This window comes from Bradyrhizobium roseum (assembly GCF_030413175.1).
GTDB classification, from domain to species: domain Bacteria; phylum Pseudomonadota; class Alphaproteobacteria; order Rhizobiales; family Xanthobacteraceae; genus Bradyrhizobium; species Bradyrhizobium roseum.
Map to the genome: position 1 here is coordinate 1,769,218 of NZ_CP129212.1, position 21,409 is coordinate 1,790,626.

General features: G+C 63.5%; 26 protein-coding genes and 1 pseudogene. 13 read left to right on the forward strand and 14 right to left on the reverse strand.

All coding sequences use genetic code 11. The annotated features are described in order from the left end of the window. Positions 1-38 precede the first annotated feature (38 nt). Positions 39-881, reverse strand: coding sequence for an AAA family ATPase (locus QUH67_RS08290; RefSeq protein WP_300946190.1), 843 nt, complete (start codon positions 879-881; stop codon positions 39-41). Between the two features lie 120 nt (positions 882-1,001). Continuing rightward, a complete protein-coding gene (locus QUH67_RS08295) occupies positions 1,002-1,244 on the reverse strand; it encodes a GlsB/YeaQ/YmgE family stress response membrane protein (RefSeq protein WP_300946191.1) in 243 nt (80 codons plus the stop codon). Positions 1,245-1,384: 140 nt separating this feature from the next. Here QUH67_RS08295 and QUH67_RS08300 point away from each other — a divergent pair, with 140 nt between their 5' ends. The 3 genes from QUH67_RS08300 to sseA all read left to right on the forward strand — a co-directional run bounded on the left by QUH67_RS08300 (position 1,385) and on the right by sseA (position 4,111). Continuing rightward, entirely contained in the window at positions 1,385-2,560 is a 1,176-nt protein-coding gene (locus QUH67_RS08300) for a vWA domain-containing protein (protein WP_300946192.1), read from the forward strand. A 172-nt stretch (positions 2,561-2,732) separates the two neighbouring features. Continuing rightward, the gene (locus QUH67_RS08305) at positions 2,733-3,143 is read left to right on the forward strand and encodes a rhodanese-like domain-containing protein (RefSeq protein ID WP_300946193.1); all 411 of its coding nucleotides are present in this window, start codon (positions 2,733-2,735) and stop codon (positions 3,141-3,143) included. A gap of 113 nt (positions 3,144-3,256) precedes the next feature. Continuing rightward, positions 3,257-4,111: a 3-mercaptopyruvate sulfurtransferase gene (gene sseA, locus QUH67_RS08310; RefSeq protein ID WP_300946194.1), complete on the forward strand. Its 855-nt coding sequence runs from the start codon at positions 3,257-3,259 to the stop codon at positions 4,109-4,111. Positions 4,112-4,126: 15 nt separating this feature from the next. Here sseA and QUH67_RS08315 read toward each other — a convergent pair whose 3' ends face one another. Further along, positions 4,127-4,891: a hypothetical protein gene (locus QUH67_RS08315; protein WP_300946195.1), complete on the reverse strand. Its 765-nt coding sequence runs from the start codon at positions 4,889-4,891 to the stop codon at positions 4,127-4,129. Positions 4,892-5,226: 335 nt separating this feature from the next. On the opposite strand from QUH67_RS08315, the gene QUH67_RS08320 reads away from it, so the two are divergent. Continuing rightward, on the forward strand, positions 5,227-6,510 hold the full coding sequence (locus QUH67_RS08320; protein ID WP_300947974.1) for a L,D-transpeptidase: 1,284 nt from the start codon (positions 5,227-5,229) through the stop codon (positions 6,508-6,510). A 62-nt stretch (positions 6,511-6,572) separates the two neighbouring features. On the opposite strand, the gene QUH67_RS08325 is transcribed toward QUH67_RS08320, so the two are convergent. Together QUH67_RS08325 and QUH67_RS08330 are read right to left on the reverse strand one after the other, a co-directional pair. Then, on the reverse strand, positions 6,573-7,532 hold the full coding sequence (locus tag QUH67_RS08325) for a D-2-hydroxyacid dehydrogenase family protein (RefSeq protein WP_300946196.1): 960 nt from the start codon (positions 7,530-7,532) through the stop codon (positions 6,573-6,575). A gap of 188 nt (positions 7,533-7,720) precedes the next feature. Continuing rightward, positions 7,721-7,915 carry a hypothetical protein gene (locus QUH67_RS08330; RefSeq protein ID WP_300946197.1) on the reverse strand — a complete coding sequence of 65 codons (195 nt, stop codon included), beginning with the start codon at positions 7,913-7,915 and terminating at the stop codon, positions 7,721-7,723. 230 nt (positions 7,916-8,145) lie between these two features. On the opposite strand from QUH67_RS08330, the gene ettA reads away from it, so the two are divergent. The 3 genes from ettA to QUH67_RS08345 all read left to right on the forward strand — a co-directional run bounded on the left by ettA (position 8,146) and on the right by QUH67_RS08345 (position 11,779). After that, on the forward strand, positions 8,146-9,795 hold the full coding sequence (ettA, locus tag QUH67_RS08335) for an energy-dependent translational throttle protein EttA (RefSeq protein ID WP_300946198.1): 1,650 nt from the start codon (positions 8,146-8,148) through the stop codon (positions 9,793-9,795). A gap of 126 nt (positions 9,796-9,921) precedes the next feature. After that, positions 9,922-10,512: a TIGR00645 family protein gene (locus QUH67_RS08340; protein WP_300946200.1), complete on the forward strand. Its 591-nt coding sequence runs from the start codon at positions 9,922-9,924 to the stop codon at positions 10,510-10,512. Positions 10,513-10,585: 73 nt separating this feature from the next. Next, on the forward strand, positions 10,586-11,779 hold the full coding sequence (locus QUH67_RS08345; RefSeq protein ID WP_300947975.1) for a lytic murein transglycosylase: 1,194 nt from the start codon (positions 10,586-10,588) through the stop codon (positions 11,777-11,779). A gap of 253 nt (positions 11,780-12,032) precedes the next feature. On the opposite strand, the gene QUH67_RS08350 is transcribed toward QUH67_RS08345, so the two are convergent. Both QUH67_RS08350 and QUH67_RS08355 read right to left on the reverse strand, forming a co-directional pair. After that, positions 12,033-12,305, reverse strand: coding sequence for a hypothetical protein (locus tag QUH67_RS08350; protein ID WP_300946201.1), 273 nt, complete (start codon positions 12,303-12,305; stop codon positions 12,033-12,035). 244 nt (positions 12,306-12,549) lie between these two features. Beyond that, positions 12,550-12,864, reverse strand: coding sequence for a hypothetical protein (locus QUH67_RS08355; protein ID WP_300946202.1), 315 nt, complete (start codon positions 12,862-12,864; stop codon positions 12,550-12,552). Here QUH67_RS08355 and QUH67_RS08360 point away from each other — a divergent pair. The 3 genes from QUH67_RS08360 to bfr all read left to right on the forward strand — a co-directional run bounded on the left by QUH67_RS08360 (position 12,863) and on the right by bfr (position 14,143). After that, positions 12,863-13,213, forward strand: a complete 351-nt coding sequence (locus tag QUH67_RS08360; protein WP_300946203.1) for a hypothetical protein — start codon at positions 12,863-12,865, stop codon at positions 13,211-13,213. The two genes, QUH67_RS08355 and QUH67_RS08360, sit on opposite strands and share 2 nt — an antisense overlap. Positions 13,214-13,243: 30 nt before the next feature. Continuing rightward, positions 13,244-13,519, forward strand: a complete 276-nt coding sequence (locus QUH67_RS08365; protein WP_300946204.1) for a (2Fe-2S)-binding protein — start codon at positions 13,244-13,246, stop codon at positions 13,517-13,519. Positions 13,520-13,657: 138 nt separating this feature from the next. After that, positions 13,658-14,143 (forward strand): bacterioferritin, encoded by a 486-nt coding sequence (gene bfr / locus QUH67_RS08370; protein ID WP_300946205.1) that lies wholly within the window; start codon positions 13,658-13,660, stop codon positions 14,141-14,143. Positions 14,144-14,318: 175 nt separating this feature from the next. On the opposite strand, the gene QUH67_RS08375 is transcribed toward bfr, so the two are convergent. From QUH67_RS08375 to QUH67_RS08390, 4 genes and pseudogenes are all read right to left on the reverse strand, one after another. Continuing rightward, positions 14,319-14,741, reverse strand: coding sequence for a DoxX family protein (locus QUH67_RS08375; RefSeq protein WP_300946206.1), 423 nt, complete (start codon positions 14,739-14,741; stop codon positions 14,319-14,321). Positions 14,742-14,794: 53 nt separating this feature from the next. After that, positions 14,795-15,148 (reverse strand): hypothetical protein, encoded by a 354-nt coding sequence (locus tag QUH67_RS08380; protein ID WP_300946207.1) that lies wholly within the window; start codon positions 15,146-15,148, stop codon positions 14,795-14,797. A 189-nt stretch (positions 15,149-15,337) separates the two neighbouring features. Then, positions 15,338-16,048 (reverse strand): annotated as a pseudogene (locus QUH67_RS08385) (alpha/beta fold hydrolase); the annotation flags it as partial. A gap of 118 nt (positions 16,049-16,166) precedes the next feature. Beyond that, on the reverse strand, positions 16,167-16,406 hold the full coding sequence (locus tag QUH67_RS08390) for a DUF2188 domain-containing protein (RefSeq protein ID WP_300946208.1): 240 nt from the start codon (positions 16,404-16,406) through the stop codon (positions 16,167-16,169). A 129-nt stretch (positions 16,407-16,535) separates the two neighbouring features. Between QUH67_RS08390 and QUH67_RS08395 the strand changes: the two genes are divergently transcribed. The 3 genes from QUH67_RS08395 to thrS all read left to right on the forward strand — a co-directional run bounded on the left by QUH67_RS08395 (position 16,536) and on the right by thrS (position 19,075). Beyond that, the gene (locus QUH67_RS08395) at positions 16,536-16,802 is read left to right on the forward strand and encodes a DUF2277 domain-containing protein (RefSeq protein WP_300946209.1); all 267 of its coding nucleotides are present in this window, start codon (positions 16,536-16,538) and stop codon (positions 16,800-16,802) included. A 64-nt stretch (positions 16,803-16,866) separates the two neighbouring features. Beyond that, entirely contained in the window at positions 16,867-17,595 is a 729-nt protein-coding gene (locus tag QUH67_RS08400) for a hypothetical protein (protein WP_300946210.1), read from the forward strand. A 268-nt stretch (positions 17,596-17,863) separates the two neighbouring features. Beyond that, on the forward strand, positions 17,864-19,075 hold the full coding sequence (thrS, locus tag QUH67_RS08405) for a threonine--tRNA ligase (RefSeq protein ID WP_300946211.1): 1,212 nt from the start codon (positions 17,864-17,866) through the stop codon (positions 19,073-19,075). Between the two features lie 40 nt (positions 19,076-19,115). On the opposite strand, the gene QUH67_RS08410 is transcribed toward thrS, so the two are convergent. The 3 genes from QUH67_RS08410 to QUH67_RS08420 form a co-directional block, all read right to left on the reverse strand. Next, complete coding sequence (locus QUH67_RS08410) at positions 19,116-20,063, reverse strand: fumarylacetoacetate hydrolase family protein (protein ID WP_300946212.1); 948 nt, start codon at positions 20,061-20,063, stop codon at positions 19,116-19,118. Between the two features lie 144 nt (positions 20,064-20,207). Then, entirely contained in the window at positions 20,208-20,654 is a 447-nt protein-coding gene (locus tag QUH67_RS08415; protein WP_300946213.1) for a hypothetical protein, read from the reverse strand. Between the two features lie 133 nt (positions 20,655-20,787). Then, positions 20,788-21,405 carry a ferric reductase-like transmembrane domain-containing protein gene (locus tag QUH67_RS08420; protein WP_300946214.1) on the reverse strand — a complete coding sequence of 206 codons (618 nt, stop codon included), beginning with the start codon at positions 21,403-21,405 and terminating at the stop codon, positions 20,788-20,790. Positions 21,406-21,409: the final 4 nt, after the last annotated feature.

The following is a 21,409-nucleotide window of genomic DNA, read 5'->3' on the forward strand; positions in this document are numbered from 1 at the left end:
CAGAACCTTAGGTTCTGGCGCCGTCGATCGTTAGCGAATTATACTTCGCGCCTGGAGAGGAACGCCAGCCGTTCGAACAGGTGGACGTCCTGTTCGTTCTTGAGCAGCGCCCCGTGCAGCGGCGGGATCAGCTTGCGCGGGTCGCGCTCCCTGAGCATTTCCGGGGTGATGTCTTCGTTCAACAAAAGCTTGAGCCAGTCGAGCAACTCCGACGTCGACGGCTTCTTCTTCAGGCCCGGCACTTCACGCACTTCGAAGAAGATGCGCAGCGCTTCCTCCACCAGCCGCTTCTTGATGTTGGGGAAGTGCACGTCGACGATCCGGCTCATGGTGTCGGCGTCGGGGAACTTGATGTAGTGGAAGAAGCAGCGGCGCAGGAACGCGTCCGGCAGTTCCTTCTCGTTGTTGGACGTGATCATCACGATCGGGCGCAGGCTCGCCTTGATGTTCTCGCCGGTCTCGTAGACGAAGAACTCCATGCGATCGAGTTCGAGCAGCAGGTCGTTCGGAAATTCGATGTCGGCCTTGTCGATCTCGTCGATCAGCAGCACCGGGCGCTTGTCGTGGGTGAAGGCCTCCCACAATTTGCCGCGCTTGATGTAGTTCGAGATGTCGGAAACCCTGCTGTCGCCGAGCTGGCTGTCGCGCAGCCGCGATACCGCGTCGTATTCGTAGAGGCCCTGCTGCGCCTTGGTGGTCGACTTGATGTGCCAGGTCAGAAGCGGCGCGCCGAGCGCCTTTGAAACCTCCTCCGCCAGCACGGTCTTGCCGGTGCCGGGTTCGCCCTTGATCAGCAGCGGGCGCTCGAGCACGATCGAGGCGTTGACGGCGACCTTGAGGTCGTCGGTGGCGACATAGTCCTTGGTGCCGGTAAATTTCATCGATCCGTTTGCCTTATTGTTCGTCTTGTTCGTTTGCAGGTTATCGTCTGTAAGCCGCTATCGGTCCTGAACAGTAAACGACCGCCGGTCCGGCGGTCGCGATGAAAGTAGATGCTTCTCTCAGCGTCTGATCAGCGACAGGATTACCAGAATAATTACCGCGCCGATGGTGGCGTTGACGATGTCCCGGATCCAGCCGGCCCCGAGGCTGACGCCGAGCTGCGGCAGCAGCCAGCTCGCCAGCAGCGCGCCGATGATGCCGATCACGATGTTGCCGATCAGCCCAAAACCCGCGCCGCGCACGATCAACCCGGCCAGCCAGCCCGCGATACCGCCTATGATCAGCGCCGCAACAATGCCCATGAATTTCCTCTGCCGGAATAAACCCTTTGGAGGACGATTGTAATTGAAAAAGCCTCCCGGTCTAGGCCTGACAGCCATGCGCCTGCCTTTACCATGCGCTGGCCCTTGACGTGTGCCGCCCGTCGGGCAATCTGTAGGCCATGTTCCTGCAATTCTTCACATCGCTGCGCGACGCGCAGGTGCCCGTGACGCTACGGGAATATCTGACGCTGATGGAAGCGCTCGACGCCGATCTCGCCGATCAGACCGTCGAGAATTTCTATTACCTTTCCCGCGCCACGCTGGTGAAGGACGAGCGCAACCTCGACAAGTTCGACCGCGTCTTCGGCTCGGTGTTCAAGGGGCTGGAAAGCTTGCTTGACGCGATGGACAAGGCCGAGATTCCCGAGGAGTGGCTGAAGAAGCTCGCCGAAAAATACCTCACCGAGGAAGAGAAGAAGCAGATCGAGGCCATGGGCTGGGACAAGCTCATGGAGACGCTGAAGAAGCGGCTCGAGGAACAGAAGGGCCGCCACCAGGGCGGCAACAAGTGGATCGGCACCGCCGGCACCTCGCCATTCGGAGCCCATGGCTACAATCCCGAAGGGGTGCGGATCGGCCAGGAAAAAAACCGCAACAACCGCGCCGTGAAGGTGTGGGACCGGCGCGAGTTCAAGGACCTCGACGGCAATGTCGAGCTCGGCATCCGCAACATCAAGGTCGCGCTGCGCCGCCTGCGAAAATTCGCCCGCACCGGCGCGCCCGACGAACTCGATCTCGATACCACGATCAAGAAAACCGCCAACCAGGGCTATCTCGACGTCCACATGCGGCCCGAGCGCCGCAACGCGGTCAAGGTGCTGGTGTTCTTCGATATCGGCGGCTCGATGGATTCCCACATCGAGCAGGTCGAGGAGCTGTTCTCGGCGGCAAAATCCGAGTTCAAGCACATGGAGTATTTCTACTTCCACAACTGCCTCTACGAAGGCGTGTGGAAGCAGAACAAGCGCCGCTTCACCGACCGCACGCCGACCTGGGACGTGCTGCATAAATATCCGCACGACTACAAGGTCGTGTTTGTCGGCGACGCCTCGATGTCGCCGTACGAGATCATGGTGCCCGGCGGCTCGGTCGAGCACGTCAATGAGGAGGCCGGCTCGGTCTGGCTGGAGCGCGTCACGCGCACCTATCCGCACACGGTTTGGCTCAATCCGGTGGCGCAAAAGCACTGGGACTATTCGGAATCCACCACCATCATCCGCCGTCTGCTGTCGGAGCGCATGTATCCGATCACGATCGAGGGCCTCGAAGGCGCGATGAAGGAACTGGTGCGGTAGTTCTCGTCATTCCGGGCGCGCATGGCGCGAACCTGTGATGCGCAATTGAGCATCGGGGAATCCGGAATGCTTCGCTCGCTCGAGATTCTCTGGGACGCAAGCGCACCCCAGAGCCCGCTGCTTCGCATCGCCCCCGAATGACGGGGCAAGAACCTAGAAGGCAAAAGCAAAAATGCCCCAGACCATCCACACCGGCATCAAAGCCCTGATCGACGAGGCCAACGCGGTGATCGAGACCGTCAGCGCCGTCGACGCCATCAAGGCCATGCAGGATCCCAACGTCGTCATCGTCGATATCCGTGACCCCCGTGAGATCGAACGCGAGGGAAAAATCCCCGGCGCGTTCTCCTGCACCCGCGGCATGCTGGAATTCTGGATCGATCCGCAAAGCCCCTATGCCAAACCGATCTTCCAGGAGGACAAGAAGTTCATCTTCCATTGCGCCGGCGGGCTTCGCTCGGCGCTCGCGGCCAAGACCGCGCACGACATGGGCCTGAAGCCGGTCGCCCATATGGGCGGCGGTTTTGCCGCCTGGCGCGACGCCGGCGGCCCGGTCGAGAAGTGGGAGCCGAAGAAGAAGTGAGCTGTCACACGCGGGCTTGACCCGCGTGTCCATCCCTTCAAAGAAGTTTTCGAAACAGATGGATTGCCGGGTCAAGCCCGGCAATGACGCCTGGGAATACGGGAGACCTGAACATGCCTACCGCCGATCCGCTCGTCTCCACCGAATGGCTCGCCGAGCACCTCAACGATCCCCACGTCAGGGTCGTCGACGCCACGTTCAAGATGCCGGGCATTCTGCCGTTGCCGAAGGACGACTATCTCGCCGCCCACATTCCCGGCGCGGTGTTCTTCGATGTCGACGCGGTGTCCGACCATTCCAACCCGCTGCCGCACATGTTCCCGTCCGCCGAGCAGTTCGGCCGCGATGTCGGCGCGCTCGGCATCGGCAATGACGATACGGTGGTCGTCTACGATTCCGGCGGCTGGGTCGCCGCACCCCGGGTGTGGTGGATGTTTCTGTCGTTCGGCAAGCAAGTCCGCGTGCTCAATGGCGGCCTGAAGAAGTGGGTCGCGGAAGGCCGCAAGGTCGAGAAGGGGCAGGCGGCAGCGCCGACGCCGGCGACGTTCAAGGCGGCGTTCGATTCGCGCCGCGTGCGCAGCATGCAGCAGCTCGTCGGAAATCTCTCCAGCCACGCCGAGCAGGTGATCGATGCGCGCGCCAACGAGCGCTACCAGGGCAAGGTCGCCGAGCCGCGGGCGGGCCTTCGCTCCGGCCATATCCCGGGCAGCCTGAGCCTGCCCTATAACAACCTGTTCGATGCCGCGACCGGCACGATGAAACCATTGGACGATCTGCGCGCGGCCTTTGCCGGCGTGGGCGTAAAACTCGATGCGCCCATCGTGACGAGCTGCGGCTCCGGCGTCAGTGCCGCCGTGCTGACGCTGGCGCTCTATCGCCTCGGCGTCGAGAACCCGGCGCTGTATGACGGCTCGTGGACGGAGTGGGGCGCCGCCGACGGCCCGCCGGTCGCCACCGGTCCGACGTGATCTCGAGCCTGCAAGCTACCTCGTCGCCGGCGCCAGCGGGAACGCGAACGGATTGGGTTGCTGCTGCTGCAGGGTCAGCGTGGCCTCGCGCGCGAGGCGCGCGCGCCGTAGGGCGGCCATCCGCCGCCGTTCCCGGGCTTGTTCTGCGGCCTTTTTCTTGGCGGTGACGCGGTCCGGCTTCGCTTCCGTGGTCGAGGTCTTTTGCTCGATCTGGACGGCGGGACCACCGAGCGTCGCGATCAGGGTCGTGGCGATGCTGGGTTCGAATGACGGGATATCCGCAGCCGGCTCCGGCGAGGCTGCATTTTGATGGGCCGCGTCCGGTTCCGGCACGGAGGCGGCGGCGATCTTCACGTCGGTATTGGCGATGGGCACCTCGGGCGAGGGGGCCGGTGTCTCCACGCTGGCCTTATCCGCAGGTTCTTCCGGCTTTGCCGCCGCATCCTGCGGCGCCTCTGTTGAGTTGAGGGCCGCCAGTTTTTCCGGCTCGGCCGGACCAGTTTCCGGGGTTTGCCCGGACTCCGCCAGGACGTCCGGGGCGGCTGCCGGTTGATCAGCGACCGGATCGACGCGCAGCAGTGCGAGCGTCGTCGGCGGGTCTTCGCTCAGGCGGGCAAACATCGGCGCGGGCGTCGCCCGCCGTGACGGAAGGTTGACGAATTCCTCGTGCGCGGAACGCAGCAGGGCGGCGGCGCCAAGTCCAAAAATCAGGACCGACGTAGACAGGACGATTGCGGAGAGCAGGAAACGAAAGCCGGGAAGCATGGACGCGAGTTCCATCCCCCTCCTGATGTCTGGAGGGCTGTTGAGATCTAAGGAAACGCGGTGACCACTCTGGGCTGTGATTCGCGAGGGCAGGCGCGCATGGCGAATCAGGCCGATTTGAGAGTATGTCAACGCGCGGCGCTTTTTTGTTACAAAAATCTGCGCTGGCGAGCTTCGAAACGCCCTTAAAGCAGCGATTTTCGCCGTGCTGAGGCATCTTTGCCGCAGTTCCAACCGCGATCACAAATGGCCGACCGAAACCGAATTTCGCGGACTTGTCTTGAATGTGCCGCTATCTTCCGCCATCTGCCGTTAACCGTCCGGTGGGGCTTGGGGTCTATAAAAAGGCGATGATGAACAACCGCATTCTGACGATATGTGCCGCCATGGCCGCGGCCATGACGGGAACTTCGCTGGCCCGTGCGCAACAGGGCTATCCGGCCCAAGGTCAAGTCTACCAAGGCCAAGTTTATCAAGGTCAGGTTTACCAGGGGCAGGGCTATTCGAACGCTCCGGGACCCTATGTCCGCGGCGGTTATGCGACGGATGAACGCCGCTCTGGCGAACCCGACTTCGACGCCCTTGACGATGACGATGCGCCGAACGCGGCTGCGCTGCCGCCGCCCGGCCCGGTGCTGTCGCCCGCCGACCCCCGCTATGGCCGCCCGGCCGCTGCTCCGGTCTATTCAGACCGTGGCGCGCCGGTGCCGACAGGCCCAATTCTTTCGCCCGATGATCCGCGTTATGGCCGCCCGGCCGGACCGCCGCCGGTGATCTATGGGGACCGTCAGCCCGGTTCGCAGCAGCAGCCCGTCTATTCGGATCGCGGCGACAGCCGCATTCCCGGAGCCAGCATCGTCTATCCGAACGACGACCGCGTCGGCCTGCGCCCGCCCGGGGGAATCGGCGACGCACCGCCCGGCGCCGTCGGCGCATTGCCGCAACAGCAGCCGTCCGCCGGCGCTGACGGCAAGCCGGTTCAGCTTGCCGCGCTGCCCCCGGAAGAGCAGCCGGAAGTCGGGCCGGCGCAGCTGCCGCCGCATCTGCGCCGCCAGGAAGTGTCGTTCGCGACCAAGGAGCCCGCGGGCACCATCGTGGTCGATACCTCCAACACCCATCTCTATTACGTGCTCGGCGGTGGTCGCGCGATCCGCTACGGTGTTCGCGTCGGCCGCGACGGGTTCACCTGGAACGGCGTGCAGAAGATCAGCCGCAAGGCCGAGTGGCCGGATTGGCATCCGCCGAGCGAAATGATCGAGCGCCAGCCCTACCTGCCGCGCTTCATGGCCGGAGGCCCCGGCAATCCGCTCGGCGCGCGGGCCATGTATCTTGGTTCAACCATCTACCGCATCCACGGCACCAACCAGCCTTCGACGATCGGCAAGTTCGTCTCCTCGGGCTGTATCGGTATGCTGAACGAGGACGTCTCGGACCTGTTCGAGCGCGCCAAGGTCGGTACCCGCGTGGTGGTGATGCCCGGCGGCGCGCCGCCCGCCAACACGGCCTCGGCGGCCCCGCCGCCGTCCGCTGGCACGGCTGCCACCGCAGGTCCGGGACCGGCGCAGGCGCAACTGACGCCCGGTGCGCAACCGGCTGTCGTGCCACCGCTACCCGCCCCGGTCACCGTGCGCTGACCCGATAGATTAGACCTTTACGGTTTTCGCCCTCCCGCCGGCTAGCGGGAGGGCGATTTCGTTCAAGCCAGTCGCAGCTTCGGCTCACCCTTGAACCAGGCGTCGATGCCTTCGACCATCTGCTGATAGTGGCCCCTGAAGCTGTCGCCGGTGACGTAGCCGAGATGCGGGGTCAGCACCATGTTGTCGAGCTTGCGGAAGGGGTGATCGACCGGCAGCGGCTCGACCGAGAACACGTCGACGCCGGCCCCCGCGATCTTCTTCTGCGTCAGCGCTTCCAGCAGCGCGGCTTCGTCGACGATCGGCCCGCGCGCAGTGTTGACGAGATAGGCGGTCGGTTTCATCCGTGCGAGTTCTTCACGCCCGACCAGCCCGCGCGAGCGCTGGCTCAGCACCACATGGATGGTGACGATATCGGCGGTCGAGAACAGCTCTTCCTTGCTGGCATAGGTGACGCCGACTTCCTTGCACTTCTCCGGTGTCAGATTCGGGCTCCAGGCGATCACGTTCATGCCGAACGCCTGCGCCAGCTTCGACACCTTGCTGCCGAGCTTGCCGAGGCCGATGACGCCGAGCGTCCGGCCCTCGATTTCCATGCCGACATGGGCCTGCAGCGGCTCGCCGGCATGCATGCGGGCGTTCTCGCGGCCGATGTTGCGTGTCAGTTCGAGAATCAGGCCCATCGTCAGCGGGGCGGTCGGGTCGCGGCCCCATTGCGTGCCGCAGACGGTCACCTTGTGGTCTTTGGCGGCTTCCATGTCGATGGCGGCATTGCGCATGCCCGAGGTAATCAAAAGCTTCAGCTTGTGCAGACTGGCGAACATCGTGCGCGGGAACGGGGTGCGTTCACGCATGGCACAGATGATCTCGAAGTCCTTCAGGGCGTGGGTCGCCGCCTCGGCGCTCGCAAACGGCTGGTTGAACACCGTGATGTCGACGCGGTCCTCCACTTTGGACCAGTCGGCGACCGACCGCGCCACATTAAGATAGTCGTCGAGAATTGCACAGCGCAGCCGCGTCATAGGGAAGTCCGTCGTTGGCGAGGATGACGGCATAGGAACGACCGTCGGGGAATATCGCCATGGTTGCGCGCAAACGGGAACGGCGCAAGCGGACAAATAGCGTTTTCGAGCGAAGTGGGTACCGGTTCGCGTGAAGAAAACGCGTCAAAAGATGGAGCTGCAGGGCAGGCTCAAATAACCGGAAAAGCTCAGTTCTGCCGGCCGAGATGCTTGGCGCGCCAGGCCGGGCCGGGGCCGCGCATATAGTGCAGTTCCGGACGGTAGGAGCTGAACGCCCTGGCGACGAACCTGCGCAAGAAGGTGCGGAGCTCTGCCGGCAGTTTTGCCGGTCCGGCACCCGCATGCGCCGGGGACGAAAGGGAAGCCGAGCCGATCGTGGTCATGACGCGAGCCCTTGTTTTCAAGGCGCCTTTTTCGGCGCTGGAATCAGTTTTCGCCCGATTTATTAAAAGATGGTTTCAATTGTCGGGATCCGGCCCCAGATGGTGACCACCCCGTATTCGTCCGTGGTGAACGGATAGAAAACGGCTCCCTGCGGTTGCCCTTTGGTGGCCGCGCCGCTACATCAGCGGCAGCAAATTTCCGTAAAATCCACTGATTCCAAGGGTTCTCGATGGCGCGCCAGTTCGTCTATTTCATGCAGGGTTTGACCAAGAGCTACCCGACCCGGAAGGTGCTCGATAACGTCCATTTGTCGTTCTACCCGGACGCCAAGATCGGCGTGCTCGGCGTCAACGGCTCCGGCAAATCGACGCTGCTCAGGATCATGGCCGGCATCGACAAGGAGTATAATGGCGAAGCTTGGGTCGCCGAGGGCGCCCGCGTCGGCTACCTCGAGCAGGAGCCGCAGCTCGATGCTTCCAAATCGGTGCGCGAGAACGTCATGGAGGGCGTCGCCAAGCAGAAGGCGATCCTCGATCGCTACAACGAACTGGCGATGAACTATTCCGAAGAGACCGCCGACGAGATGACCAAGCTGCAGGACGAGATCGAGGCCGCCGGCCTCTGGGATCTCGACAGCAAGGTCGACCAGGCGATGGACGCGCTACGCTGCCCGCCCGACGATTCCGACGTGACCAAGCTGTCCGGCGGCGAGCGCCGCCGTGTCGCGCTGTGCAAGCTGCTGCTCGACCAGCCGGAGCTGCTGCTGCTGGACGAACCGACCAACCATCTCGACGCCGAGTCCGTGTCGTGGCTGGAAGGCCATCTGCGCAACTATCCGGGCGCGATCCTGATCGTGACCCATGACCGCTACTTCCTTGACAACGTCACCAGCTGGATCCTCGAGCTCGACCGCGGCAAGGGCATTCCCTACGAGGGCAACTACTCGTCCTGGCTGCAACAGAAGCAGAAGCGGCTCGAGCAGGAAGGCCGCGAGGACGTCGCGCACCAGAAGACGCTGGCCCGCGAGCAGGAGTGGATCGCGTCGTCCCCCAAGGCGCGCCAGGCCAAGTCCAAGGCGCGCTATCAGCGCTATGAAGATCTGTTGAAACAGGCGAGCGAGAAGCAGACCCAGACCGCGCAGATCACCATTCCCGTCGCCGAGCGCCTTGGCCAGAACGTCGTCGACTTCGAAGGCCTCAGCAAGGCATTCGGCGACCGCATGCTGATCGAGAATCTCACCTTCAAGCTGCCGCCCGGCGGCATCGTCGGCGTGATCGGTCCCAACGGCGCCGGCAAGACCACGCTGTTCCGCATGATCACCGGGCAGGAGAAGCCGGACCAGGGCACCATCACCGTCGGCGAGAGCGTGCATCTGGGCTATGTCGACCAGTCGCGCGACAATCTCGACGGCAAGAAGACCGTGTGGGAGGAGATTTCCGGCGGCAACGAACTGATCCTGCTCGGCAAGCGCGAGGTCAATTCGCGCGGCTATTGCTCGTCGTTCAACTTCAAGGGCGCCGACCAGCAGAAGAAGGTCGGCGCGCTGTCGGGCGGTGAGCGCAATCGCGTGCATCTCGCCAAGATGCTCAAATCGGGCTCCAACGTGCTGCTGCTCGACGAACCGACCAACGACCTCGACGTCGACACGCTGCGCGCGCTGGAAGAGGCGCTGGAGGATTTTGCTGGCTGCGCCGTCATCATCAGCCATGATCGCTGGTTCCTCGACCGCATCGCGACCCACATCTTGGCCTTCGAAGGCGACAGCCACGTCGAATGGTTCGAGGGCAACTTCCAGGACTACGAAAAGGACAAGATGCGCCGGCTCGGCCAGGACAGCATCATCCCGCATCGGGTGAAGTACAAGAAGCTGACGCGGTGAGGGAATAGCGGCGTTTGCGTGATAGCCGCAGCACCGGCGCTGCGGCCAGTTGTCGCTTCACAGCGCGGTCAGATTTCGTAGATATACACGTCCTTCCGCCATTCGATTTCGCAGCGAGCGCCCCTGATGTCCTTTACGCCCGATACGCCCTTGCCGCCCACAGCTCAGCGGAAGGCGCTGCGTCCGATCCCGCTGCTGATCTTCAGCTCCCGCTGGCTGCAGCTGCCGCTCTATATCGGCCTGATCGTCGCGCAGGGCGTCTATGTGGTGCTGTTCCTGAAGGAGTTGTGGCACCTGTTCGCCCACGCCTTCGACTTCAGCGAACAGCAGATCATGCTGGCGGTGCTGGGCCTGATCGACGTGGTGATGATCTCCAACCTTTTGGTGATGGTCATCGTCGGCGGCTACGAGACGTTCGTCTCCCGGCTCAATCTGGAAGGGCATCCGGATCAGCCGGAGTGGCTCAGCCACGTCAATGCCAGCGTGCTCAAGATCAAGCTCGCGATGGCTATCATAGGCATCTCGTCGATCCATCTGCTGCGTACCTTCATCGAGGCCGGAAGCTTGGCTTCGGGCAAAGGCAGCTACACCGAAACCGGCGTGATGTGGCAGACCATCATCCACACGGTCTTCATTCTGTCGGCGATCGGCATTGCCTATGTCGACAAGCTGTCGAATGATTCCGCTGAGCATGCCAAGCAGGCCGTGCCGCATTGATGGATGATGTGTCGATGGACAGGATTCCGGCTTGCGACAGGGGTTGATAGCCGCGGTTCTGATATTGGCCGCGATGACGCTGGGCGCGGTGCGCCCGGTTTTCGCCGCCGACGCCGCCTTCACCCAGTTCATCGCCTCGCTGTGGCCGGAGGCGCAGGCCGCCGGCGTCTCGCGCGCGACCTTCGATGCCGAGACCCGCGGGCTTGAGCCCGATTACAAATTGCCCGATCTGCTGCTGCCGGGCCGGCCCGCCACCGGCGCGCCGTCGCAGGCCGAGTTCGTGCAGGTGCCGGCCGATTACATCAAGGAAGCTTCCATCGCGCGGCTCGCCGCCGAGGGGCAGAAGCTGATGCAGAAGCATCGCGCGGCGCTGAACGAGATCGAAAGGCGTTTTGGCGTTCCTTCAAGCGTGGTGCTCGCGATCTGGGGCCGCGAGACGGATTACGGCCGTTATCGTCTGCCCTACGACACGCTGCGCGTGGTGGCGACGCAGGCCTATGTCGGCCGCCGCAAGGATCAGTATCGCGGCGAGTTCATTCTCGCACTGAAGATCCTCGGCGAGGGCGCGGTGACGCGCCAGGATTTCCGCTCGTCCTGGGCCGGCGCCACCGGCTACACCCAATTCTTGCCATCCGAATATTACAAGCATGGCGTCGATCTCGACAACGACGGCCGGGTCGACATCTGGCATTCGGTGCCGGACGCGCTGGCCGCGGCCGCGCAGCAACTCGTCAACAAGGGCTGGCAGTCCGGCGTGCGCTGGGCCTACGAGGTGAAGGCGCCGGCCAATGTCGACTGCACCATCGGCGTGCCCGAGGTGACGAAACCGATTGGAGAGTGGCTGCGCGCAGGCTTCGTGCCGGTGCGCGGGCAGAAGCTGAGCACAGCCGAGCAGGCGCAGCCGGCGTCGCTGCTGCAGGTCGAGGGCATCTACGGTCCTGCGTTCCTGACCACCAAGAACTACTTCGTCATCAAGGAATACAATTTCTCCGATCTGTATGTGCTGTTCGTCGGCCATCTCGCCGACCGCATGACAAGCCCGCAACCGTTCGCCACGCCCTGGTCGGCATCGACGCAGTTGCGCTCGGCCGATGTCGAGGCCATGCAGCGGCACCTGACGCGCATCGGCCTCTACAAGGACAAGCTCGATGGCAAGGCCGGCATGCAGACGCGCGCAGCGCTCGGTGCGTATCAGAAGTCAGCCGGCCTCAAGGTCGACTGCTGGCCGAGCGAAGCGGTGCTGCGTGCCATGAGCGCGGGGCGGTGAGGGAGCTGAGTCTCATCCTCCCCTGGAGGGGGAGGATCGGTTCGCATGAAATGCGAACCGAGGTGGGGTGACGGTCCTTCAACCTCCAACAGCGCCCGCGTTGAGAGACTGTCACCCCACCCCGTCTCGCATTTCGCTTCGCTCAATCCGAGCCGACCCGCCCCCTCAAGGGGCGGGTAAGAAAGAAAAAGCCCGGCCGAGATTTCGGCCGGGCTTCGATCACGGCGCGCTGATCGTGCGCCAATCGATCAAATCAGTTGCAGACCTCGACGCGGCGATAGCGCCAGTCGTAGCCGTCCCAGAAGCGTTCGCGAACCATGCGGCAGGCCGGATAGGGCGCTTCTTCGACATAGACCGGTCCGCCATAGGCCGGACGGCTGGAGGCGATCGCGCCACCGATGATCGCGCCGCCGAGCAGGCCGGCCGCGACGCCTGCGGCAACGCCGCGCTGCGCGTGGGCAGGCGTCGAGGCGAGCGCACCGGCAACCGTTGCGACTGCGACGAAGGCAGCAAATGTCTTCTTCATGTCCTGGATTCTCCTGGAGTGACGCGCTTGGGCGCCGGGTTTACGGTGACTCATACGCTGTTTCGAACTGCCGTTTCGCTACAGAAGCGTACCTAGGTCAATCGAAAGTAAACGTCTCGCAACCGTGATCGAAGAAAACGGTTTTTTCGGGCCGGAACAGCAATTGCCCGGAAAGCCGTGCTTTTCCGGGCATCTGCGATTGCAGATTTAATGAAGATGAACGCGTGTTCAGTGCGCTGCGTGGCTAGTCGCAAACCCTGACGTTACGGACCCGCCAGCCATACCCATCCCAGAATCGCTGACGCTGCCAGAAGCAGGATTCGCCATAGCCGGGATCCACCACATAGGCCGGACCGCCGCCATAATAGCCGGGAGCGTAATGGCCCGGGCCGTAATAGCCGTGCTGCGAGGCGATGGCGCCGCCGACAATGGCGCCGCCGATCAGGCCGGCGGCGACGCCCGCAGCAACGCCGCGCTGCGCTTGCGCAGGGGCCGGAATAGAAACGGCGGAAATGGTCAATGCGGCAGCGGCGCCGAGCGCCATCAACGTCTTCTTCATGGCCTCACCTTTCTCGGAGTGGCAAAGGGTTTGGAGTTCGATCGCGGCGAAAGTTCCATACTTCGCTTCGATGATCAATGATCGGTGGTGGCTGCCGGAACGACCAGAAGCTGGATGGTCAGGCCTTTTTGAGGTGTTTAAATACCAATATCGCGCTTTCTCACCCATCGGGCAGGACACGAATGGCACGTGTCGGAGGCAGACCCAAGCCACGAAATTCAGCCTGAGCGTGATCCAGCTCAACGACACCCTTTTAGAGTCATTCCAATATTTGGCGGGCATCAGTTTGGAATTGCTTGAAAATGCGGCTTTTCCTTTTGCATCTCGTCGCGCACTTAAATATCGATGAGGTCGCGTCACACTAGGGTTCTAGCGGTTCATGATTGTCTGTTCCTGCAACGTCCTGAGCGACCACGATGTCCGGAATGCGGTCAGCGCAGCATCGGACCTGCCGCGGAATCCCAAGCAGATTTACGGTTGCCTCGGCTGCAGCGCCGAATGCGGCCGCTGCGCGCGCACGATCAAGACCATCATCGACGAAGCCCTCGGTGCCTGCGCCAAGGAGTGCTGCTCGGGTTGTTCGCACAGCCGTCAGACGGCCAACGACGAGCCCGCGCCGGAGCCTGCCGCCGCCTTCGCACTCGCGGCCTGCTGAAAACCCGACAAAACTCCCTTTGATTGCGCCGTTTCCACCACTTTTTTCGTGGAACGGTTGCTCTCCACTGAAAACTGATTTAGAAGCATTCTAAATTCAGTTTCAGGCCTCCTTCGGCCTCAAAAAGCGGAGTGCACCATGCAAGGCGACCCAAAAGTCATCGATTATCTCAACAAGGGCCTGCGCAGCGAGCTCACCGCGATCAACCAGTACTGGCTTCACTATCGGCTCCTCAACAACTGGGGCCTGCTGGAAATGGCCAAGGTCTGGCGCAAGGAATCCATCGAGGAGATGGAGCACGCCGACAAGTTCACCGACCGGATCCTGTTCCTCGACGGCTTCCCCAACATGCAGGTGCTCGATCCCCTGCGCATCGGCCAGAACGTCAAGGAAATCATCGAATGCGATCTCGCCGCCGAGATCGGCGCGCGCACGCTCTACCAGGAAGCCGCCACCTACTGCCACAGCGTCAAGGACTACGTCTCGCGCGACCTGTTCGAGAGGCTGATGAAGGACGAGGAACACCACATCGATTTCCTCGAGACCCAGCTCGATCTGATCAAGCGCATCGGGCTCGAACTCTATACGCAGAAGCACGTCGGCGGACTTGAGAGCGGGGACTGAGCTTATCCTTCACCCGCCCCTCGAGAGGGGTCCGAGACGAGCAAAGCTCGCTCGTTGGTTGACGGCGTGCAACGCGCGGCGGGCGCGGTGATCCTTCTGCGGGGGTACTGCTAGAGGTGGGGCGACCGTCACCCCACCCCGTCACGCCTCTTGCGACGCGTGCCGACCCGCCCTCTCAAGGAGCGGGTGATCGCCGCCACGGCCAGTCGATCACGCCGGAACTGTACAGCGCCCACCAGATCAGGACCGGCTGAAACGCCAGCCGCGGTCCGTGATAGAGGCAGCTGCTGGCGATGTAGGGCAGGTCGATGCCGTCGATCGCATGCTTGAAATTCGCCGGCCAGACGCAGATCGCGTAGACGGCGAGCGCGATGCCCGCCCAGCGGCGCAGCGGTCGCGTCACTAACGCCGCGGCGCCGAGAATTTCGCAGACGCCGGTGATGAATATCACCTGCGACGGAAACGGCACCCAGGACGGCGTGATCGCCAGCAGCTTTTCCGGCACCCAGAGATGCGCCACGCCCGCCGCCGCATAGAACACCGCGAGGACCCAGCGCATCGCGGCGCGGCCCTTGTCGTTTTCCGGTTCTGACATCATCGCCGCGCCATAGCACGCGCCGCGTCATGGTGCGACGCATATCTGCTGGCGCTCTACACCGCGTCCGCCGGCACGAAGCAGCTGATGATGATGCTGCCGCGGTGGTGCACGTACCACACCACGGCCTCGCCGATCGGGTTGCCCTGGTCGCGGATCACCGCGCGTTCGGGCACCTGCATCCACTGGCCCTCGATCGGTACCCAATAGGCTCCGGCGCGCACGTCGTAGCTGGTACGATGCCCATCTGACTCATCACAGCACGGCACGCCGTTCGGCGCGATCACGCTCTTGAACCAGGCACGGATATCGGGCGGTACATGGCCGAACTGGCCCCTGTCGATGGCGAGAGCCGTGCTGCCCAGCGTCGACAGGCAGGCGAGCAGGGCGAATGACGCAAGCCGTCGCATCCGGTCCTCCGCTTGTTGTTGCGCGCGCGTGGGCTTCACCCACGATTCGCATGATCAGCCAATTCAAGCGGAGGCCGCGCGTCGACGCACGCTCAAATAATGAGCGATCTGCGTGGCGCCGATTTGATGCGGTGCGAAATCGCGCCTTCCTGCGCGCGCATAGTGGACATCGCGCGATCTTTTGCCCGCTTACATCGCCCGCTGCGGCGCGCTCTGCAGCAATTCTTCGAGCTGCTTCTTGTAGAACTTCGTATTGCCGGTCGTGAGATGGCCGCGCGTCTCGCTGGAGGCGGGGATCAGGAACAGTCTGCCGTTCTTGACGCGTTTCAGCGCGGCGTCGGTGACGCCGGTTTCCGGCGGATTGCGCTCGTCGTCGGCAGCATTGATCAGCAGCAGCGTGGCCTCGATCTTGGCATTGATGGCGTATTTCATCATGCGCGGCTGCGTGACGTAGTTGCCCCTGTTGTAGTCGGGATCGTTTTTGATGGTCTCCAGCATCATCCGCCGCAGCATCCAGTTGCGCGCCGCCATCGCGGTCGGCTGCGAGGCCATCGGCACCAGCGCGTCCATGAAACCGGGATATTTGCCGCCCCAGATCCAGGTGTGCATGCCGCCCATCGAATTGCCGATCACGAGCCGCAGGTGCCTGATGCCGAGCCCTTCCTTGAGCAGGCGATACTGCGCGTCGACCATGTCCTCGTAATTGTATTTCGGAAACGCGGTCTTCATGCCGTCGGAGGGTTTTGACGATTTGCCGTGGCCGATACTATCCGGAACGATGATGTAATATTTCGTGGCATCCAGCGGCTGGCCGGGGCCGAACAATTCGCCGCCGAACGTCGCCGTCAGCATGCTCGCCGCCGAGCCGCCCGAACCGTGCAGCACCAGCAGCGACAGTCTTTGTGCTCCGCTTGCCGGGGGAACCTTATCACACCGGCTGTTTCACCGTCACGCACATAGCGTTTTCAAGCGACGTGGTCCCGGTTCGCTTCAGGAAAACGCGTCAAAAACATATGCTCTAGCCCTCGACATCGGTTTCCGGTCGGTCATTGCCGGCGGCGGTCTCGGAGTGCCACCGGCCGTCGGCGGTTTCGTATTCGATCACCTCGGTGCGGCCCGGCACCCGCTGCTCGGCCGCCGCGTGCCTGGCGGCGGCCAGTGCTGCGGCGCGGTTCGGGAACGGTTCGGAAAATACGCCGTCGACGGTGTAGGCCCAGCCGCCGTCATGTTCGACGATCTTGTAGGTCACATGGGTCATCGGGAACTCGCTGCTTGCAGGTGCGGACAGGATGAACGCGCCGCGCGATCCGTGCCAGGATAGGCCATGACGTCGGATTTTGCACGGCCCGTTCGTCCTTGATCGACGACAGATGAAGAGGAGAGAGACATGTGCCGTAACATCAAGACCCTGTTCAATTTCGAGCCGCCGGCCACGCACGCGGAAATCCACGCGTCCGCGCTGCAATTCGTGCGCAAGCTTTCCGGCTTCAATTCGCCGTCGCAGGCCAACGCCGAGGCGTTCAACCGCGCGGTGTCCGAAGTGTCCGACAGCGCGCGGCGCCTGCTGGCCGCGCTGCAGACCAACGCGCCGCCGCGCGACCGCGAGGTCGAGGCCGAGAAGGCGCGGGAGCGCTCGCGGGCGCGGTTTGGATAAGGGGATTTGCAGCCGACCTGTTGATGGTTTGCTATCGTGCGACCACCTCACAAACGCCCCAGGCTTGCTGCGCCCCTGCCTCCCTTCCGTCAAACCAGGATCGCCTCTTCCCTTCAAGGATTTGGCAGAAGCGTCGGTAGAGGTATCCATGTTATATTCGCAAAGCCCGCCACTGACGGCCGACGATGCGTTCGATGGGCTTGCGCGCGATCTGGGCGTCCGGTCCGACCAGCGCATGGCGAGACGGCGCCCGAAGCCGGCTTCCGATTCTTCCTATTCCTATCGCTTCGGAGAAGGACAGCCGGCGGTCGCCCGGCCGTCGATTGGCAGGCGCATGTTCCGCACTCTTTTCCGGTTTTCGATTGCCGTCCTCATCGGTGTCGGCGCCACGCTCGGCTGGCAATCCTACGGTGATGAAATAAGGGAGATGCTGATAGCGCAGGCCCCGGCGGTGGGCATGTTGTTGCCGGTCCCGTCGACGCGGCCGCCGATCTCCGCTGCGGCTTACGGCGATCCGGCGCGGCAGCTTGCGCCGATGGCATCCACGCTCGATGCCGTGCGGCGCAGCGTCGAACAGCTCGCCGCCAAACAGGAGCAGATCGCCCAAAACATCGTGGCGCTACGAGCTGTCGAGGAGGAGGTCAGGCAGAAGCTGTTGCCGGCGTCTTCGACCACGCCGCCGGCGCTGGCGCCGGCTCCGCCCCAGCAGGCTTCGGCACCGCAGCCCAAACCTCCGCAAGCCAAGATCGACTCCCGACTGTCGTCCCCGCCCGGATCGCAGTTCTCGCGTTGAGGGTGCAACATGCGGAGCTGGATTTGACCGCTGAGCCACCGCGGGCCGGCGTTGACGACCGCGCGTTTTGCCGCCATATACGCCGCATGAAAAAGCTCTTCTCAGCCGCATCGACCACCACCGCGACCGCTTACGGCGGATCGCCTGCTGGTTGCGCGCGCTAGAGCAAGCGTATTTCACCAGAAAAGGCCCCGCCGGCGACGGACGGGACCTTTTTCGTTTCTGGTGATCCCGTCCGCGCTGTTCCCTGATCACAAGGAATATAGCCATGGACGATCTCGATCACCGAAATCTCAGCGTGAAACTCAACCTCTGGCACCTGCAGGACGATGCGCCCGGCATGGTATTCTGGCATCCGCGCGGCTACGCGCTATACCGTGTGCTGGAGGACTATGTCAGGCGCAAGATGCGCGGCGCCGGCTATGCCGAGGTTCGCACGCCGCAACTGCTGCCGCGAGAGTTCTGGGTCCGCAGCGGCCACTGGGACAAGTTCGGCGAGCACATGTTCCGGGTCGACGACGGCGAGCACACGATGGCGCTGAAACCGATGTCGTGCCCGTGCCACGTGCAGATCTTCAACAAGGGGCTGCGCTCGTGGCGCGAGCTTCCGATACGTTATGCCGAGTTCGGCGCCTGCCACCGCAACGAGCCGTCTGGCTCGCTTCACGGCATCATGCGGACGCGCGCCTTCGAACAGGACGACGCGCATGTGTTCTGCCGCGAGCAGGATGTCGAGGGTGAGGTCGCACGCTTCATGGCTCTCCTGGGCGAGGTCTATCGCGACCTCGGTTTTCCCGACTATGAAGTGGCGCTGGCGACACGACCGTCGGTGCGTGCCGGCGATGATGCGACCTGGGATCGGCTGGAGGCGATGCTCGGCAATGCCGCGCGGCAATGCGGCCTTGAGGCCCGCATCAATCCCGGCGAAGGCGCGTTCTACGGACCGAAGCTGGAATTTTCGCTGCGCGACCGGCTCGCGCGATCCTGGCAGTGCGGCACGGTGCAGCTCGATGCCGTGCTGCCGCAGCGACTCGATGCGTCCTACGTCGCGCCCGACGGCGGCCGCGCACGGCCCCTGATGATCCACCACGCCATCTTCGGATCGCTCGGCCGCATGATCGCGATCCTGCTCGAGCACCATGGCGGCGTGCTGCCGTTCTGGCTGTCGCCGGACCAGGTCGCGGTCGCGCCGATCTCGCGGGATCAGGCCGGATATGGCGCGGAAGTTCTGGCGGCGTTTGAGGGTGCCGGCATCCGCGCCGTAGCTTATGACGGCGCCGACACGATTTCGCGGCGCATCGTCGCGGCGCATGACATGGCGGTGCCGGTGATGGCGATCGTCGGCAAGCGCGAGATGCGGGAAGGCCGAGTCACCTTGCGCGAACGCGACGGCTTGCAGGCCGACGTCCCGCTGGTCGAAGCAGTGTCCCGTTTGCAGGCGAGGGCCCGGCCGGGCGCGCCTGCGGCCGAAACCCCGTAACCAACGGGCACGGGGTTTCGGGCAGGCAGGTGACCCGCCGTCACTTCGCGTATTTGCCCGAAAGCTGCGGCGTGATTTCCGGGTAAAGGCCCGCCGTCTTCTCCGTGGCCTCTTCGTGCATCTGCAGCCGGGTTTTGCGCGCCCAGCTCCGCTTGAGATCGTCCCGGATGCCGAACTTCAGGCGGCCGAGGCCTTCGGTTTCCAGCTCGATCGTGTCGCCGTCCATGAACGGGTTGAGACCGCGGTGGTTGGTGCCAGTGGCGACGATGTCGCCGGGCTGCAGCGTATGAATGCTCGACAGCCAGGCGATGCACCTGGCGATCTTGTGGCCCATGTCGTTGGTGTTGAAGTCCTGCATCAGCACGCCGTTGTTCCACAGCCTGATCTGCAGCTTCTGCGGATCCTTGATCTCGTCGGCTGTAACGAGCCAGGGGCCGATCGGCGCAAATGTGTCGCGGCTCTTCATCTGGAAGAACACGTTGCCGGATGGCGGCAGGCCGCGTGCCGAACCATCGATGAAGTTCATGTAGCCGAACACGTAGCTCATGGCTTCGGCTTCGCTAACATGGCTGCACTTCCTGCCGATGACGACCGCGATCTCGGCTTCGCCTTCGAAGATCGTGGCTGGCACGTCCGGCAGCACCATCGTGTCGCCATGCCCGATGATCGCGCTCGGCGATTTGTGGAACGCGTTGATCGGCGCCGGCGCACTGCGCGTGCCGTCTTCCATGTAATTGACCGCCATGCAGTCGAGGGTGCGGGGGGCGGGCACCGGTGGACGGAGGCGCACGCCCGACAGCGGCACGCCGGCAGCGCTCGCGGCCGCCGCTTCGAGCTTTGGCTTATAGCTATCCCAACGTTCGATCAGGCCATTCATCAGGTCGCCCGGGCCGGTATGCGGGATGTCCTTGACGGAAGTGCTGACGTCGACGACGGCGTCGCCCTTCAGCACGCCGAGCTTGAAATCATCAAAATAGACCAATTTCATTGTTGCTCATCCGTTATGTCGACCTTGTACGGGAGCCGGTCGATGGCCGCGGTCGGGCGTTGTGCCGACCACGTCCGGCCATGGGCTTATACAGTGTCCGAGCGGACAGGGAACGGGCTGTTCGTGCCGTGCGCGCGGTCGCGTCTATGTAGCGTGTTGCAACTTCCTGACCCCCAAGCGCCGGAGGAGACGGGCCGTCGGTCCACGCTTGATCACCTCGCGGAAACGTTCCCCGTAAGCATAGCGCCACCCCAACAGCCAACCCTCGAAAAATCCGATGATGGAGACGGCTAGCATGATGTGGAAGGCGAGTAGCAATGTCCCGGAAAGCGTGGCGATCGCCAATCCGCTGGTCGTGACCTGGGTGACGGTGGATGCGGGGTCCAGAATGCCTGAGAGCCATACCGCGCCCAACACCATTGCAGCGAGCAAAGGTGCGGCGGCAGCTTGGAAAAGGAAGACAGCCGGAAAAGTCGCGGCCATCGCCAGAGCGAGCGCCAATCCTTTGCGGCGTGTGGCTGGGTGGAGTGCCATTGCTCCGGCCACCAGCCAGACCAGACACGCGAGAGGTATCCAGACCATGGCGGCCATAAAATATATGAATGTTGGAGGCAAGGTCTCAACTCTCGGGGGCTTCCAGGGCGAGCATACATTACTCCGAGGGTGCGAAGAATAGCCTGAGAATGCTTGCTTGTGACCAGCGGATTGCGATCGGCGCGGTTTGCTACCGTGGTGCGATGCTTTCGCCGCGCGGCGGAGTCCGCTTTCGCCAGATCGGCAGGCTGGCCATCACCCTGATGGTTGCCGCGAGCACCAGCGCGCAAAGCACGGCCTTTGAGACAAACTCCATCGTCCCTTCGATCAGCATGCCGTGGGCCACCGTTCCGCAGACGATGACGATCGCAAGCAGCATGTGCGCGAGACGCCAGGTTCGCGGCCGCAGTCGCCGACGGAATGTCGCCAGCAGCGCAACCGCGAAGATCGCCCACATGGCGATCACGCCAAAGGGGGAGAACGGCGTCGGCGACGTGAACAGAAGCGCGTCGGCCATGTCAGGCGGGCTGGTGATCCAGAGGCCGCCGACGTGGACCACGACCGCCACGACCAGCGCGCCGCCGACCCACAGATGCACGCGCCGCCCGCTGCGGCCGGACAGTCCCGGCAAATATCCGCCGATCAGAAGTGGCTGAACGAGCATGACGCCGAGCCCGACAATCCCGGCGAAGCCGGCCAGGATGTAGACGGCGCTGCGCCATTCGAGCAGGGGGCTCATCGCAGCTGCGGCAAGCGGCGCGCCAATGGCCGCCGCAAGGGCGACCCAGATCAGGATCGCCCGTGCCATTCCC